Source organism: Streptomyces sp. 7N604 (assembly GCF_052245475.1).
Lineage (GTDB): Bacteria > Actinomycetota > Actinomycetes > Streptomycetales > Streptomycetaceae > Streptomyces.
On record NZ_JBQQBX010000030.1, the window covers coordinates 12,144 to 27,555 of the forward strand.

General features: G+C 71.0%; 11 protein-coding genes and 3 pseudogenes. 3 read left to right on the plus strand and 11 right to left on the minus strand.

Translation table 11 applies throughout. The features are described from left to right. Nucleotides 1-614: 614 nt before the first annotated feature. The 4 genes and pseudogenes from ACTWP8_RS29140 to ACTWP8_RS29155 all read right to left on the minus strand — a co-directional run. Nucleotides 615-889: pseudogene (locus ACTWP8_RS29140) on the minus strand (tyrosine-type recombinase/integrase); the annotation flags it as partial. A 3-nt stretch (nt 890-892) separates the two neighbouring features. Then, nucleotides 893-1,693 (minus strand): annotated as a pseudogene (locus tag ACTWP8_RS29145) (bifunctional DNA primase/polymerase). Continuing rightward, nucleotides 1,690-2,082, minus strand: coding sequence for a hypothetical protein (locus tag ACTWP8_RS29150; protein ID WP_443325080.1), 393 nt, complete (start codon nt 2,080-2,082; stop codon nt 1,690-1,692). Before ACTWP8_RS29150 ends, ACTWP8_RS29145 begins: the two are co-directional and overlap by 4 nt. A 161-nt stretch (nt 2,083-2,243) precedes the next feature. Beyond that, nucleotides 2,244-2,357, minus strand: a pseudogene (locus tag ACTWP8_RS29155) (GntR family transcriptional regulator); the annotation flags it as partial. 158 nt (nt 2,358-2,515) lie between these two features. On the opposite strand from ACTWP8_RS29155, the gene ACTWP8_RS29160 reads away from it, so the two are divergent. Beyond that, the gene (locus ACTWP8_RS29160) at nt 2,516-2,995 is read left to right on the plus strand and encodes a hypothetical protein (RefSeq protein WP_443325081.1); all 480 of its coding nucleotides are present in this window, start codon (nt 2,516-2,518) and stop codon (nt 2,993-2,995) included. A 2,008-nt stretch (nt 2,996-5,003) separates the two neighbouring features. On the opposite strand, the gene ACTWP8_RS29165 is transcribed toward ACTWP8_RS29160, so the two are convergent. The 3 genes from ACTWP8_RS29165 to ACTWP8_RS29175 all read right to left on the minus strand — a co-directional run bounded on the left by ACTWP8_RS29165 (nt 5,004) and on the right by ACTWP8_RS29175 (nt 7,399). Beyond that, the gene (locus tag ACTWP8_RS29165; RefSeq protein ID WP_443325082.1) at nt 5,004-5,492 is read right to left on the minus strand and encodes a hypothetical protein; all 489 of its coding nucleotides are present in this window, start codon (nt 5,490-5,492) and stop codon (nt 5,004-5,006) included. A gap of 79 nt (nt 5,493-5,571) precedes the next feature. Then, nucleotides 5,572-6,126: a GNAT family N-acetyltransferase gene (locus tag ACTWP8_RS29170; RefSeq protein ID WP_443325083.1), complete on the minus strand. Its 555-nt coding sequence runs from the start codon at nt 6,124-6,126 to the stop codon at nt 5,572-5,574. A gap of 10 nt (nt 6,127-6,136) precedes the next feature. After that, entirely contained in the window at nt 6,137-7,399 is a 1,263-nt protein-coding gene (locus ACTWP8_RS29175) for a hypothetical protein (protein ID WP_443325084.1), read from the minus strand. 161 nt (nt 7,400-7,560) lie between these two features. On the opposite strand from ACTWP8_RS29175, the gene ACTWP8_RS29180 reads away from it, so the two are divergent. Beyond that, nucleotides 7,561-7,923, plus strand: coding sequence for a DUF6415 family natural product biosynthesis protein (locus tag ACTWP8_RS29180; RefSeq protein WP_443325085.1), 363 nt, complete (start codon nt 7,561-7,563; stop codon nt 7,921-7,923). Nucleotides 7,924-8,187: 264 nt separating this feature from the next. On the opposite strand, the gene ACTWP8_RS29185 is transcribed toward ACTWP8_RS29180, so the two are convergent. After that, complete coding sequence (locus tag ACTWP8_RS29185) at nt 8,188-8,784, minus strand: TetR/AcrR family transcriptional regulator (RefSeq protein ID WP_443325086.1); 597 nt, start codon at nt 8,782-8,784, stop codon at nt 8,188-8,190. Between the two features lie 52 nt (nt 8,785-8,836). Here ACTWP8_RS29185 and ACTWP8_RS29190 point away from each other — a divergent pair, with 52 nt between their 5' ends. Further along, nucleotides 8,837-9,754 carry a DUF2867 domain-containing protein gene (locus tag ACTWP8_RS29190; protein WP_443325087.1) on the plus strand — a complete coding sequence of 306 codons (918 nt, stop codon included), beginning with the start codon at nt 8,837-8,839 and terminating at the stop codon, nt 9,752-9,754. A gap of 112 nt (nt 9,755-9,866) precedes the next feature. On the opposite strand, the gene ACTWP8_RS29195 is transcribed toward ACTWP8_RS29190, so the two are convergent. Genes ACTWP8_RS29195 through ACTWP8_RS29205 form a run of 3 tightly spaced genes read right to left on the minus strand, consistent with a single transcriptional unit; the run spans nt 9,867 to nt 15,161 of the window. Beyond that, on the minus strand, nt 9,867-12,203 hold the full coding sequence (locus ACTWP8_RS29195; protein ID WP_443325088.1) for a xanthine dehydrogenase family protein molybdopterin-binding subunit: 2,337 nt from the start codon (nt 12,201-12,203) through the stop codon (nt 9,867-9,869). Nucleotides 12,204-12,240: 37 nt separating this feature from the next. Then, nucleotides 12,241-14,268, minus strand: a complete 2,028-nt coding sequence (locus tag ACTWP8_RS29200; RefSeq protein ID WP_443325089.1) for a 2Fe-2S iron-sulfur cluster-binding protein — start codon at nt 14,266-14,268, stop codon at nt 12,241-12,243. Continuing rightward, nucleotides 14,265-15,161, minus strand: coding sequence for an FAD binding domain-containing protein (locus tag ACTWP8_RS29205; protein ID WP_443325090.1), 897 nt, complete (start codon nt 15,159-15,161; stop codon nt 14,265-14,267). Before ACTWP8_RS29205 ends, ACTWP8_RS29200 begins: the two co-directional genes overlap by 4 nt. Nucleotides 15,162-15,412: the final 251 nt, after the last annotated feature.

The window sequence follows — 15,412 nt, forward strand, 5'->3', positions numbered from 1 at the left end:
AACAGTCGCGCTTCGCATTGTGGAGGCCAGACCAGTCTGCGGGGCTCGCCACTCAGCGACGTCTTCTCGTCGATCGTGCGGTCGGCCGTCAGCGACGCCGGGGTGGCATGCCCCGCGAACACCGCAAGTCCGCCGACGATGGCGAGCGCCACGCAGACCCACCGCCACCAGGAGTCCACAGCAAGAGCGCCCTAAGTCGACAGCGCGCTGATGGCTAACCAGCCCAGCGCGAGCATCGCCAGCTCCGTCCTCGACTGCTGCGCAGTCTGCTCTTCGTGTGCATCCACACGTCCCCCCACTCAAACGTGGAACAGTCGCGATTTGAGTGTCCCCGGCAGGACTGACACAGGCTCGGGGATGTCGGCTTCTGGTCTCATTCTTGGTCTCGTTCAGCCAAGACCAGCGACGGCCACGAAGGTTCGTCCAGCCCCTCGCGCTGCCGGTCAGACCCTATTTGAACGCATTCGAACTTCAAGGATCAGACCTGCAAAGCGAGTTACGCTGGTTCGATTCCAGTCACGGCCTCCATCAGTGCAACGCACTGAGCTGCCCAAAGACAAAGGGCGGTCCCGATCGGGACCCGCCCTTTGTGATCTTTCGTCTAAGTTCCCGTCTCAGTTGGTCAGTACGAGGGCTCCGGCTGGTCCATCGTCATCGTCGTCCGAGTCCTCTCCGTTCGCCTGCCAGATGAGTCCGTCGACCTGTTGGGCGATGCTGCTGCGGACTCCGTCGACCATGTGCTGATAGCGCGCGGCCATGGAACTGGACGACCACCCCATGAGGCCCATGACGGCTCGCTCGGGTTTACCCTAAGGATCAGCAGCACCGTTGCAGCAGTGTGCCGAGCGTCGTGGAGCCGTCCGTCGCTCACCTTCGCATCACGCACCAGCTCCTAGTTCAGGGCCGAACGCAGCGTCGAGCGGCACTCGTACGGCTTGAGACCGGCCGACTCCCCCGCCCCCTGAAATGCCGCCTCCACCACGTGCCGGGGGATGTCGCCCCAGGCCACGAAGCGCCCCAGCTTGCGGGCGGCTTCGAACAGCGTCGCTTCCCGGTCGCCTTCCACCGCGGCCTCGATCGCAGCACGTTCGCGGTCCAGGAGGAGCTGCGCAACACGGCTGGCGTTCCGGGCCGTGGCGATCATGGCCGGGCGGCTGGGCTTGGGCGGTCCCTGGAGCAGCGGCTGCAGCCACGCCGGGACATCGGCCACGGGGGCGTCGTGGGTGACTTCATAGGAGGAGGTGCCGATGGTGCTGCCGGCGGCGACTACGTAGCCGCCCCAGGCGCGGGTGTCGATCCGCGGCCCCAGCACCTTTTGGGTGTTGTGCAGCCGCACCGTGGCCGGGACGGTGAAATACAGGTGTTCTCCACCAGGTCGCCGCGCCGCAAGACGCGTCCGAACTGCCCTTGCTGTTGTCCCTCGGCACGTCCAGGTCGACGACGACCAGATTGGACGGGCCGGTGGCGATGCCGACGTTGAACGGCCGCTGTGCCCACGCGGCCCGGATGCGGTCGGGTCCGTGGTGGCGCGCTGCTCCCACTTGCGGTGCCCGCCGGCGCAATCCCCGGCCCCGGGGCACCGTTCCTCGCCGTGCAGCGCCGGCGGCGTGCCGCCGGGACGAAGGGGATGGACGCACCAGCCGCGGTCGGCGGTTTCCAGAGCGGCATTGAGGAGGCGTTGCTGGAGGCTCATGCGGCGCCTCCTTCGACCGTGAACAGGCCCGGCTGGTGCGCCAAGGGCCGGTTGGACCAGATGACCTCAACAACGGAGGGTCCGGTGTGACCAGGCCGGTTGCTGGTGGGGCGCTGCACTGCCATGCCAGTGCGCCACCAGCCCTGATAGAGCTTGGCGTACAGGGGGCCGCCGTAGCCGGACAGCAGCACCGTGGCTTTGGCGCTGGCGAGAGCCCCGGCCAGGGCTCGGTAGTCGACTTCGGTGTTGGTGTCGTGGGCGTAGTCTCCGCCGCAGCTGCGCGCGAGCCCGCTGCGGGTGGAGTCGAGGTAGGGCGGATCGCAGTACAGCACACCCGCGCCGGCCGCGCCCGTGACACGGCGGCGGGTCGTGTTATGGGCGCTCGACACATGCCCGACACACTCTGTGCCGCTACACAGCCCTGGGAGGCTCCCGCGCAGGTGCACGTCGTCGCGTAGGCGTGACCGACGAGGTCCCGGTAATCCATCGGGAGTTGCAAGCGCTCCACGAGCGGGCGACGGTCGCCCTTACCGGCCATGTACCAGCCCGCGCCCTGGACGGACTCGATGCCTTCCGCCTTGAGCGTTTTGAGTGCCCGGCCGATCGTTGCTCGGGCCACACCATAGGTGCGCATCAGCTCTGCCTCGGACGGCAGCGTATCCACAGTGGGTAGCCCTGCCCGATCGCCAATTCATCACCATACAGCAGGCAATGACACCTTTGTTCTTAAATAATGTCTTGCCGTTGAGTGACAACTGCGTGTACGTTGTGGACGCCCAAAATGGCGATCCCTAGAAAGTGCGGACTCCATTGAAGAGAAAAATGTCCTCCATTGCGGCTGTCTGCTCAACAGCGGTCCTCAGCGCTTCCACCGTTCTGTTTGGCGGCGCTCCGGCGCAGGCAAGCTCATGGTGCTCAGCTACCCAGCACAAGGAGTTCCCCACTCCTGGGTACGACGTGGATGTCTATCTGGACGTTTGCATAGTGCGAACCACCAGCAACTACAACAAGTACTATGCGTCCATCGGCGGGTATTTCATCGACGGTGGCGGTTCCCGCAATTTCGACAATTTTGACATCAAGGTAAGGCTCGAGCGAAACAACGCGGACATCTTGACGGCGTCCTGTGACGAGACCTACCCATTGAATAATGCGGATTCCGGTGCACTTCAGTGCTGGACGGCGGAGTACTACACTACCTCGCCTGGTGGGCTGAGCGCTGACGGTGCGGTCGTCTATAACATCGACTCTGATGGTGCAGGCGACTTCACCTGGAGCCTCACGGGCTCACCTGAACTCTGATCCTCCAGCCTGAATCATCGCTGAGTCGCCCGCGCGAGCTTACACGGCCTCCGCCAAGTAGCTGCAGAAGCTTGGACGAGCCTCTTAATTGGCTCCTGGGCTGGAGATCAGGACGGATGGCCCGGGATCCGCTGATGCATTCCCGGGCTCTGTCCGCAGCTCGAATGACATCTACCGATGACGCCAACAGACGTATGTGGAGGGTCAAGCGCGATCCCGGCTGTGGTGCGGGGAGGTCTTTGGGCCAGGGGGCCGCCAACTCGCGGCCGTCCTGCGGGACCGCTACAGCACGGCGGCATAGGACTGCCTGAGCCACCTGCAAGGGCATGGCAGGGAGAATCAGGGTTCCTACCCTCTTGACCGGCAGAAACAGGAGACGGGCGCGTCCTCAGGGGAGGCCGCGCCCGTCTCAGTTTCCGTCTCATTCATCGGCGTACGCGGCCGTCCAGGGTTGTTCACTCCGCCCTGGTGGGCACGGCATCCGTACCGGAATGAACGCCGGTGAACGGGTCCGCATTATGCTCTGCCCAGCACAAACAGACCTGCAGAGCGAGTTATGTGGGTTCGATTCCCGCCACGGCCTCCACCAGCTCAGCAGCGCTGAGCTGTAAGAATGAAGGGGCGGACCCAAGGCCGAGGCCCCGGCCAACGCGTCGGCGGCCCCCTTCCCTGCCGCAGCCGGACCGTGGCGATCACCGGCCGGGCCGTGGGCGTGCAGATGGCGGCCAGCGGTGGGTGCAGGTGCGCACCACCTTCAAGCGGCCGATCTGGGCCCTCGCTTGGCCGGGTGTGGACCGCCCCGCCGCCCTGGGAAGAGCGGCAGGGCGGAACGAGTGTGCAGCTAGGGCGCCTTGTGTTTCAGATCAGCGGAGAGGTGCTGCGCTTCCGCTACTTGCGGCCGCCCCTGCTTGGCCGTAGCCACCGCTCTGGCCGTAGCCACCGCCTTGACCGTAACCTCCACTCTGACCGTAGCCACCGCTTTGACCGTAGCTGCTGCTCTGGTTTTGGCCTCCGCTCTGGGCGCCCGGCGGGGTGGGTGTCCGCGAAGAGTCCGACGACGAGTTGTTGTGCCAGTTGTATTCGCCCGTCAACGGCCGCCTGTGTGATGCGGCCCACTCCGCCCTGAGTCGTACCTGCTCCGGGTCCGCGGGCGGCAGGTCCTGCCGCACCTGGTTTGCGTATTCCTGGTTGGGATAGTTGTCGGGGGCCTGATAGATCTGGTCCTGCTGCTGTTCTCGGGTCTGGCTCCATGGCTCGGGCGTCGTGCCGGCCGCCCTGGCTGTCGCGGCAAGAATTTGCTGGTTTGTCGCGCTGCTGTCCAGGCCGAAGGTGCTGGGATTGACGCGGGCGACACGGGAGTTCTCCTGCCGCGCCCTCGGGGTCTTCCCCGCGGCGTGGCGGGGCCGGGGGTTCTGGGGCGCTACTGTCCCGGAGTAGTGCTCGTACCTGACGTTACCGTCATAGTTGACGGCGGTGGGTTGGGATTGAAGCCCGTGAGCCGCTCCCTGCCGTGGAATTCTTCCCCGAGTTCCCTTTCCACTGACTGGCGGGGCCTTTCCCGCCCGTGGGCCCTGCCGCCGGGTTGGCTGGGGAATTCTTGGCCGTAGCCTTCCCTCCCGTACGGCTCCCTCTCGTTCCTGACGCCGACAACGTAGTCGTCGCCTCCTTTACGGTCGCATGCCGCTTTTTCTTCTCTTTCTGTGGCATGAGGATGTTTTCCTTCCTGCCTCGATTGCTCTCGCCGGGCACCGGCTGGCTGCCGGCTTCCCGTGCGGGCCCTGGAAGGGCTTGGAAGGCATGAACGGCCCGGCGCACACGAACGGTTCGCATGAGCGCGTTGCGGGAGGGGTGGGGGCCGCTCATGTGTGTGTCGGTGGACTGGGCCAGAGCTACTGGGGCTCCTGGCCGTGGAAGGCAACGGTCGCCGAGAACGGCCAGAAGCGGGAGACATACGTCTCCATCAAGGGCGGGAAACTGCTGGTCCATAACAGCGAGGAAGGGGAAGCGTTCAAGACTGGCGCGCGGCGCCCTCCGGCCAGATCACATCGACCGGCAGACCCGCATCTCGGGCAGCGACAACGACGTCTGCGGTGCCGCCGCCCTTGCCGCTCGGCGGCGCCCCGTTCCACACGGCGACCACCCGATCAGCTCGCTCAAGCAGGGTCTTGTTCGCGGCCTCGTATGCCTCACGGTTCGCCGTCTCATAGGGCATGACGAGCACTTCGTCCGCGACCTCGATGAGCCGGTTGAACGTCTCGGCGTGGTCAGGCTTCACCTTCGCCTGCCGGTAGTCCTTCGACGGCAGGACGACGACCAAGCGCCCGCCCGCCTCAAGCAGTTCCTCGGCAAAGAGAGTGTCCGAACCCCGGGCGATGCACGACACACCCACCAGCTGACCAGCGGCGTACTTGCTCAGCGTGACCCGCAGGCTCGCGCGCACCAGCTCGACGCTGTCGTCGGTAAGGTCCATGTGCCCGGTCACCGCGATCGTCGTCACGCTGCGCTCCCTCTTCAGCTCGCCAACAGGTCGCGGATCCTATCGCGCGCCTCACGAACGGTCCGGGATGCGCTGTCCTTCAGGAGCGCAGGTCAAGAATCATCGAGTCGTACACCGGGGCGCCGTCCCATGGCTGGGACCTCCCGACCTTTCGGTACCCCCACGCCGCGTAGGCGGACTGTGCCGGCGCCGCCTCGGGCTCGGGCCGCATGGTGAGCGTCACGCGCTCGACCTCCAGCCCGTCGAGCAGCTGGGCATGCAGCTCGGCAGCGATGCCCCGGCGGCGCCATGGCTTGCGCACGGCCAACTCGATGATGACGAACGTCCGCTCGCCGGTCTCCCGGGTGAAGTCCTCCGGCAGCGGTTCCAGCGAACTCTTCCACCAGCCGGTGTCCGCCGGGAGTCGGTACCCGTAGGTGAAACCGATGACTTCGCCGCCGTCACTGGCGAGTACGACCCGGAACCCGGGCCGGGTCGCAGCCTGCTGCTGGAAGCGCTCGATGAACTCGGCGACGTCCCGCGGACCCTCGCAGTACGGCGGCTCGACGTACACCTCCTCGTAGGCCGGGAGGAACGCATCGAGCTGGTGCCCCGCCTCCGGCCCTTCCCACCGTCGATACGTCACCTCAACCATGCCTCTCCCCTCACTGGGTGTACTCGTTCAGCGCCTCGGCTGACTCCCGAGCGCTCACAGCGTCCGTGCCCTGAAGAAGCCCGCGGACTTCGGCCAGGCGACGCACGACACGGCCAGACTCGACCTCCGCCAGCTGCTCAAGGCTGCCGACAGCCTCCGCGGCGCCCTCGTCGACCTCGCCAGCCTGCACCAGGCTGCGGGCCAAGGTGAGCCGGTACAGCGCCAGGTTCCGCCCGTAGGTGCGGTCCTGGTGGGCCAAGGCAGCGCGCAGGAACGGCACGGCCGCCTTGTGGTGCCCGGCCTCGGTGTAGAGAAGCCCCTGGGCGTAGTCGAGCTCGGCGTTGCCGTGGAACGCGGCCCAGTCCGGTGCCGGACGCCCGTGGTCGGCGCGGTCGGCCATGCGTATGGAGTTGGCCAAGCAGCGCCGTGCGCCCGTGTGGTCACGCATCAGCGCAAGGGCGCGCGCTTCGCGGGCTTCGATCAGGGAGAGCAGGACCGGCGAGCCGAGCGCGGCGGCACGCTGATGGGCCGCGCGCGCCAGGTCGTACCCGTCTCGTGGTCGTCCCTCATGGCTGGCCTGCATGCTCAAGGAAGCGAGCACCAAGACCTCGAGGCTGCCGCCCCGCAGCAGGGTGGCTGTGGTCAAGGCCTCGCCCCAGTAGCGCCGCGCGGTGTCCTGATCGTCTGCGTCGTAGTACAGCCAGGCGCATTGCTCCGCCGTCTCGCCTGCCAGCAGTCGGAGTTGGCGGCCGATGGTGTCCGGGTAGGTGCCGGTGTTGATGACGCGGCGCACACGGCGAAGGTGCCGGACTGCCAGGGAACGAACGGCATCGCCGCCGTAGGCGTCATCGAGGGTGTATAGGGACCGCAGGCCCTGGCGAAGTTCCACGACATGGGCCGTACCCACAGCGTCCGAGGAGCCTAGGGCGAGGCTAGCGGCTGAGCCCAGAGTGTCGGAGACGAATGCACGGCGGTCCACGCTCACCTCCTGACCTTGCTCGCTGTTTCCTGCACCTACCGTGACGCTGAGTTCGAGTCCGGGAAAGCCTAGGTCCACGGGGCTCACGCCGAACATGGCGTGCAGCACGCGCCAAGCGCGGGGCCGCGGTCGCGGCGGGTTGGGCTGGCGCCATCGGCGGAACTGACGGTCGGTGAGGGCGACATGTTCGCCTACCAGGCGAGCCGTGTCGTCAAAGGCGCGCAGGAACACGCCCGGCTGAGACCAGCCACGCGCTGCGCACTCGCGCGCGAAAGGGGTCACCTGCTCCTCCATCTCCACCCCCAGTGTTGCTGTTAATACCGACCGTAGCTGCAAGGGAGGCGGGTATGTCCGGTCGTCAGGAGAAAGTCCGCCGGAAAGTCCGGCCGTTGGTCCGGCGGTCGACGCGCCGCCGCGGTTCTCTCGTCGTGAGAAGAATCGAGGGGAGCACAAGCGTGACCACCGGACAGCGGCCCAGGACGAAACAGCAGGCTGACGAGATCGACGTGGACCACATTGGCCAGACGATCGAGCAGGCTGTGGCCCAGCGCGGCGCGCTGCCGCCGTACCAGGAGCTGGTCGACCTCGAGCAACTGCTCCGCGGGCACCTCCAGCTCCTGATGCCGATCGTGCAGAGCGGGACCGACGCACTGAACCACGGCACGCCCGACTGGTACCGGCGCCAGGCGTGGCTCGACCACTCCCGCCACGCGCTCGAGCGAGGGCTCGGCGACGGCCTGCAGTCCGCCGCGAACCACGTCGAGGACCTCGCCCGCATGTGCCGCATCCTGCTCAACTACCAGCAGGACACCCGGTGAGCGCTGCCAGGCCCCGTCCGCGGCTGCCTGTACGGGAGCATGGCGCGACGCTGCGGCAGGGCGGGCACCGCCCGCCGCGGCTGTTCGTCCAAGCGCCGGGCCTGCCTCGGAGATACGGCCCGCCTGGTCCCGGGACGAGGACGCCCGTCGTTGTGGAACAGGTGCTGCACGGCTTGCGCCCTGTCGCGGTGGGTTCGATTCCGGTCATGGCCTCCATGGGTCCGGCTGCGCGGCGTGCTGGACGAGCGCGCGCAGCCGGGTGGTTCACTCGCGGCGCAGGAGGACGTCGATCACCGAGTCCAGATAGCGCGTCCCCGCCTCGCCCGCCGGGAGCGTCTCCGGCACCGCGTGGATCAGCTGGGTGTGGCCGAGATAGCCGGTGTACGCCAGCAGGCCCCGGCGGTGCGCCTCCTCCGGCGGGAAGCCCAGCTCGGTGAAGAGCTGCGCCACGTACGCGATCCGGCGGGCCGTCACCCGCCGCAGCACCGCAGCGACTTGTGGGTGTCCGGCCGTGGCCAGCAGGGAGACTTCGAGCGGGTCCCCGGCCGCCGACGCCGACGCCTCCGCGAAGAGCATGCGCAGCCGACGTTCCGGATCCGGCTCGTGGTCCAGCTCGGCGATGATCGCTTCGGTGGAGATCTGCTCCCACCGGTCCAGCGCGGCCTCGATCAGCGCCTCCCGGTTGGCGAAGTGCCAGTAGAAGCTGCCCTTCGTCGTCCCCAGGCGGGCGGCGAGCGGCTCGACCGCTACCGCGGCGAGGCCGCCTTCGCCGATGGCGGTGAGCGCCGCGTCCGCCCAGTCCCGCACGCTCAGCCGCTGCCGTCCGCCGCCCCGGGACCGGGGCTCCCGCCGTTGCACCATGACCGTACGGTACCGTACGGTAAGACCATACGGCAGCGTATGGAGGTGCCCGATGCGCACAGTGCGCAACGTTCACGAACGCACCATCGAGGCCCCGGCCGAGACCGTCGGAGCCCTGCTCGACCAGCTCTCCTCCCCTCTCGACCCGCTCTTCCCCACCCCCGCCTGGCCCCCAATGCGCTTCGACCGCCCGCTGGGCGTCGGCGCGACCGGCGGCCACGGCTTCGTCCGCTACGCGGTCGCCGCGTACGAGCCGGGCCGCCGGGTCCGCTTCGCGTTCGGCCCGCCCATGAACGGCCATCACGGCATAGCCGTCGAGCCGCTCGGTCCCGGGCGCTGCCGCGTACGGCACACGCTGGAGGCGGAGCAGCGCCCCACGCTCTGGGTGGGCTGGGCGCTGGCGGTCCGCTGGATGCACGACACGGTGGTCGAGGAGATCTTCGACAACGTCGAGCGGGTCGCCACCGGGGCGGTACGGCGCCCGGTCCGCTGGTCGCCCTGGGTGCGGCTGCTCAACCGGCTGGTGTGGGACAGGCCGGCAGCCGTGGAGATCCCCGCGGCCGCCCGGCTGGCCCGTACCGCCTTCGAGCGGACCGACTTCCACGACGCCTGGCAGATGGACGTCCGCCCGGGGATGCCGGAGGAGCCGGAGGCCTGGCGGGGCGTTCTGCGCGGTGCCCCCTTCCCTGTGGTGGGCCGCGAGGGCGGCGAGGTGCTGCTGGGCGAGGACGCCGGGCACCTGGACTTCCGCGCGTCGATCCTCGTCGACGACGGCCGGGTCACCCTCTCCACGGTCGTGAGGATCCACAACTGGCGCGGTCGGCTCTACTGGGCCGTGGTCAAGCGGGTGCACCCGTGCATGGCCCGCACCATGTTGCGCCGCACCCACCGCAGGCTCGCCCTGGCCGCCCCGAGCGCCGGGGAGCGGGCTCAGCGGGCGCCCGATTCTCCCGAAGCACAGGTGAGTTGAGCCGAGCGGTGGCGGTCCGACCGCGCGGTGACCGGCCGGACTCGCGGGTGCCGGCCGGTCGCCGCCCACCGCCCCTGACCCCTGAAACCTCCGCCCGCAGCCCGTCGCAGCCTCAGCGCTGAGGAAGCGCCACCGCCGCCTGCGGGCGGATCGGGAGCCGGTTCACCGGGCGCCCGGTCGCGGCCCGCACGGCCGCGGCCACCGCCGCCGGGGACGTGACCACCGGCACCGCGCTCGCCGCCTTCGCCCCGAAGGGCGCCACGACGTCCCGCTCCTCGACCAGCTTCACGATCCGGATGTCCGGCGCGTCCAGCGCGGTCGGCAGCGCGTACCCGGTCAGGTCGGGCCGCCGGACCACGCCGCGCGACGTCCGCAGGTTCTCGGTGAGCGCCGCGCCCATGCCCTGCGTCACGCCCGCCTCGATACGGGAGGCCAGCTGGCGCGGGTTGAGCACCCGCCCCACGTCCTGCGCCACCGCCATCTCCACGACCCGCACCGAGCCCAGCTCGATGTCCACGTCCACCACGGCCCGTACGGCGGCGAAGGCGAGCCCGACGAACGCGTCGCCCTGGCCCGTGTCGTCCAGCGGCTCCGTCGGGTGCGGGCGGCATTGCGCGGTCGCCCACAGCTCCTTGCCGTCGAGCGTCTCCGCCACGGTCGTGCTGAGCACCCCGTCGTACGAGGTGATCTTGCCGTCGGCGATCGTCAGCAGCTCCGTGGACATCCCGAACTTGTGCGCCAGCGGCTGGAGCAGCTGCGTACGGACCATCTTGGCCGCGCGCTCGACCGCGCCGCCCGACACCCACGTGTGCCGGCCGTGGCAGGCGGGGCCCGCCGGCGGCTGGTCGGTGTCGACCGAGGCGACGTGCACCTCCTCGACGCCCAGCACCTCCTGGACGATCTGCCGGGCGAGCGTGGAGAAGCCCTGGCCGGTCTCGACGGCGGCGCAGATCACCGTCGCCTCACCGCCGTTGACCTTCACCGTCGCCGTGGAGACCTCGTCCGCGCCCTCCGCGCCGAGCATGTGCACCATGCCCAACGCGTAGCCGACGCCGCGCCGCACCGCGCCCGGCTCGCCCGCGCCCTCGGGGCCGCCCGGCAGCAGCCACTCCTCCTCCGGGGCGTCCTTGGGCAGCGGCGGCAGCTCCGCGTCCCGTACGGCCTGGAGCAGCTCGGCGACCGGGGCCGGGCAGGTCACGGTCTGGCCGGTCGGCAGCAGGTCGCCGGTGGCCATCACATTGCGCAGCCGCAGCTCCACCGGGTCGATGCCCAGCTTGGCGGCCAGCTTGTCCATCTGGCCCTCGTACGCCGCGCACACCTGCATCGCGCCCTCGCCCCGGACATGGCCCGACGGCGGGTTGTTGGTGCGGACGGCCCAGCCCTCGACGAAGGCGTGCGGCACGACGTACGGGCCCGCGGCGAAGGCGACGGCCGCGGCGAGGGAGTCGGCGGAGGAGTCCGCGTACGCGCCCGCGTCCAGCAGGATCTGCGCCTCGACCTTGACCAGGCGGCCCTCGGAGTCGGCGTGGTGGCGGTAGCGCAGGAGGGTGGGGTGGCGGTGCGCGTGGCCGAGGAAGGACTCCTCGCGGGTCGCGGCCAGCTTCACCGGGCAGCCGGTGCGCAGCGCGAGCAGCCCGAGCGGCAGCTGCATGCCCGCGTCCTCGCGGTCGCCCATCGCGCCGGGCACGCCGGTGACGACGACCTTGACGCGCTCGGGCTCCAGGCCGAAGCAGGCGGCGGCGAGGTCGCGGTCGGCGTGCGGGTCGGTGGATGCGGTGTAGATCTCCACGCCGCCGTCGGGACGCGGCACGGCGAGCCCGGCCTCGGCTCCGATGGGCGCGGGGTCCTGCCGCCCGATGCGGTAGAGCCCTTCGACGACGACGTCTCCGGTGATGTCCGGGTCGCCGTAGCGGAGGGGGATGTGACGGATGAGGTTGCCGTCGGGGTGCAGCGGCTCGGCCTCGAACGCCTTCTCCGGGTCGGTGACGGGCTCCAGCACCTCGTACTCGACGGCGATGGCGGCCGCGGCGAGGCGCGCGGTGTCGGGGTGGTCGGCGGCGACCGCGGCGATGGGCTCGCCGTGGTGGCGCACCACGTCCTTCGCGAAGACCGGCCGGTCGCAGACCTTGCGGTCCCCGGCCGTACGGCCGTGGCTCGCGTCGCCCGGGACGTCCTCGTGGGTCACCACGGCCCGTACGCCCGGCATTTCGGCTGCCGGGGCGGTGTCGATGGACACGATCCGGGCGTGCGGATGCGGCGATCGCAGTATGGCCGCCCAGAGCAGGCCCTCGGCCCACAGATCGGCGGCGTACGGGAAGGTGCCCGCGGCCTTCGCATGGGCGTCGGCGGGCGCGAGCGACGCCCCGAGGCCGTGCGGCGGGGCGTCCTCGACGGGCGTCGGGCCGCCGCCGACGGCCGGGGTCGCGGTGGCCGCGTCGGGACTGGTCATCACGCCGCCTTTCCGCTACGAAGAAGGTTGTGGGAGATCATGCGGAGTCCTCCGCGGAGCGTGCCTGGTGGGGGATGCGCGGGGTGTCGCCATCGGTGGCGTCGGACCCCTCGGCCTCGGCCTCTCCCTCCGCCTCCGCCGACTCCGCGCGGCCCTCGACCACTTCGCGCACCGCGTCGAGCACCCCTCGGTAGCCGGAGCAGCGGCACAGGTTGCCGCAGATCGCCTGGCGGGTCTCGAGTTCGGTCGGCGCGTGGTTGCCCTCGAGGAGGTCGTGCACGGTCATCGCGAGCCCCGGCACGCAGAAGCCGCACTGCACGGCGCCGCTGGCGGCGAGGGCACGCTGTACGTCCGAGGGGACGCCGTCGGCGGCGAGCCCCTCGACCGTACGGACCTCGCTTCCGGCCGTGGTCGCCGCGGGCACCAGGCAGGAGGCGACGAGCCGCCCGTCGACCTGTACCGAGCAGGCGCCGCACTCGCCCTGCGAGCAGCCGTCCTTCGCCCCGGCGAGACCGAGGCGCTCGCGCAGGACGTAGAGCAGCGACTCGCCGATCCAGGCGTCGGTGACGGGGCGGTCGGCGCCGTTGACGCTCAGGACGTACGAGGCGTTGGGGTGCTCGCTGTGCGGGTCGGCCGCGCCGGAGTCCGCCGGTTCGGCCGGCTCGTCGGGGGCCTCGTCGTGCGCGGCGGCTGTCTCCTCGGGCCGGTCGGGAGCGTCCCCGTTGCCGGTACCGGTGCCGGAGTCCTCGTCCACATCCGGTGAGCCGGACGTGGATCCGGGCCTTGATGCGGACGCGGCCCGGTCGGCTGCCGGAGAGCCCGCGCCCGTAAGTCTGTTGATCGCGTCCTCGGCCGCGCGGCCCGGCAGCGAACCACCCTCGGCCGGGGCCGCGTACGACGAGTCACCCGTGCCGCCGGGCCGGGTCCGCGACCGGTCACTCGCACCGGCCTGAGTCCCACCGGCCTCGCTCCCACCGGCCTCCGTCGTGGCCGAGTTCCCGTCGGCGTTCCCGTCGGCGTCCCTGCGCGCGTTCTCGGCCCCGGCGTCCGGGGACTGCCACGGGCCGCTCGCGGCCGGCGGCCATCCGGCATCCGCATCCGCGGCCGGTGGCTCGGTACGGTCCCCGGCCGCGGCGCCGCCCGGTCCGGCGGCGAGCTTCCGCCGGCCAGGCGCTCCGCTCCGCGTCGCGCGCGGCTGCTCGAACCCGCCTGCGGCTCCCGCTCCCGGCTCACCGCCGCCCTGCGGCCACGGCTCGGCAGCGGCGGCTCCGCCCTCGCTCAGGGGATACGCGCCCGACTCGTCGGTGCCCGGCGCGTCCGTGGTCGGGACGGCCCACTGGCCCGTCGCCGAGGCCGTGGTACTCCAGCCCTCCGGCACGCCCTGACCGCCCTGACCGCCCGGACCGCCCGGACCGCCCGCGGCTCCGGACTGCGCCGCCGGGTCGGGCAGTTGCTCCCCCGCCGAGGGAAATGTCCATTGACCGGTCAGGTCCGACGCCCCCTGACCCGAAGCCCCCTGCAGCCCCTGCGCATCCTGCGAGCTCTGCACACCCTCCGGGGCGCCCTGCCCGCCGTACCACGGCTGCCCGCCCGCGGCCGGCGAGCCACCGCCGTACGGGCCGGCCGGGCGCGCCCGGTCGCCGACCAGGTATTCGCCCGATTCGCCCACGGGATCGTCCGGCGCGATCGGCACGCTCCACTGACCCGCGGCCCCCGCGGCGCCCGGGTCGCCCCAACCGCCGTCGCCCTGGCCCCCTTGCCCCGCCCCGGTGTCGGCGAACGGCATCGTCCACTGCCCCGTCGCCCTCGGGTCCGCCGGGGCGCCCGGGTCCGCGGGCTGCCCGGCACCGGGCGTGATGGGCGGCGGTACGTAGCCGTGGCCGAGCGCGGCCAGCGGGTCGGCGCCCGGAGGAACCGCGGACGGGTCGAGAAGGCCCTCGGGCAGCCGCACGTACGCCGTGGTCTCCGCGTCGTACTCGCCCTGCGGCAGGGGCTCCCAGCCGTGCGGCCCGCGCGGCTGCTGCGGCCCCTGGCCGTCCTGCGGCGGCTGCTGTTCGGAACTCATGCGAGCGCCCTCCCCAGAGCTCGGCGGGCCAGTGCGGCCACCGTACGCCGCAGCTGCAGGGCGGCGGGCGGCAGGGCGGCAGGTTCGCTGCCGTCCTCGGCGGGCGGCGGGTCGGGGATGCAGGCCGCCGCGACGTACTCGCCGAAGGCCGCGCAGACCTCGGGCGCGAGCGAGCGGTCGCCGTCCCAGTCGATGAGCGCGGCCACCCAGCGCTCGGCCTCCAGCGGCCGCAGCGGCATCGGCGCCACCGCGCCCACCGCGCAGCGCACATTGCGGCGGGCGGGGTCGAGCACGAGGGCGACGGAGGCGGTGGCGCGCCCGGGCCCCGTACGGCCCGTGGCCTTCAGGTAGGTCTGCGGCGCGTGGAGCAGCGGTACGCGCACGAAGCCGACGATCTCGCCGGGCCGCAGCATCTCGATCCCGGCGAGCAGATGGCTGACCGGGATCTCGCGGCGCGAGCCCTCGGGCCCGGCGACGATCAGCGTGGCCTCGAGGGCGGCGAGCACGGGCAGCGCGTCGCCGGTGGGCGCCGCGGTGACGATGTTGCCGCCGAGGGTCCCGGCGTTGCGGATCTGCGGCGGGCCCGCGGCGCGCGCGGCCGCGGCCAGCGCCGGGATGAGCGCCGCGAAGTCGGGCCGTCCCATCCGGGCGTGGGTGAGGCCCGCGCCGAGCAGGGCGTGTCCGTCCTGGTACTGCCAGCCGCGGATCTCACTGATCCGGCCGAGGCCGACCAGCGCCGCGGGCCGCAGGAGGCCGGAGTTGACGGCGGCCATGAGGTCGGTGCCGCCCGCGACCGGCACGGCAGCGGGCATGGCGGCGAGCGCCGCCACGGCCTCGTCGAGCGAGGCCGGCAACGTCACCGACTGCGCTGCCTGCGACGCGTGCGTGGTCAACCCAGCTGCCCCTTCCCGATGTCCCGCCTGTTCGCCGTACGGTACGTGCTCACAGTCCGGACGTGGCAACTCTGGCACATCTTCACCGCCCCTCGGCGCGAGGGTCCACGAAGGGCTGTTACATACCGAATTGGCGATTGGTCCGTTTTCTTGGCCTGTTGACCCTGAGCACGGATTGCACCTTTCGGTGAGCCTTTGTGCTAGTTCTGCCGTCCCGGGTCCACGCTTCCAGGGGCGCGCCGCGCGGGGAC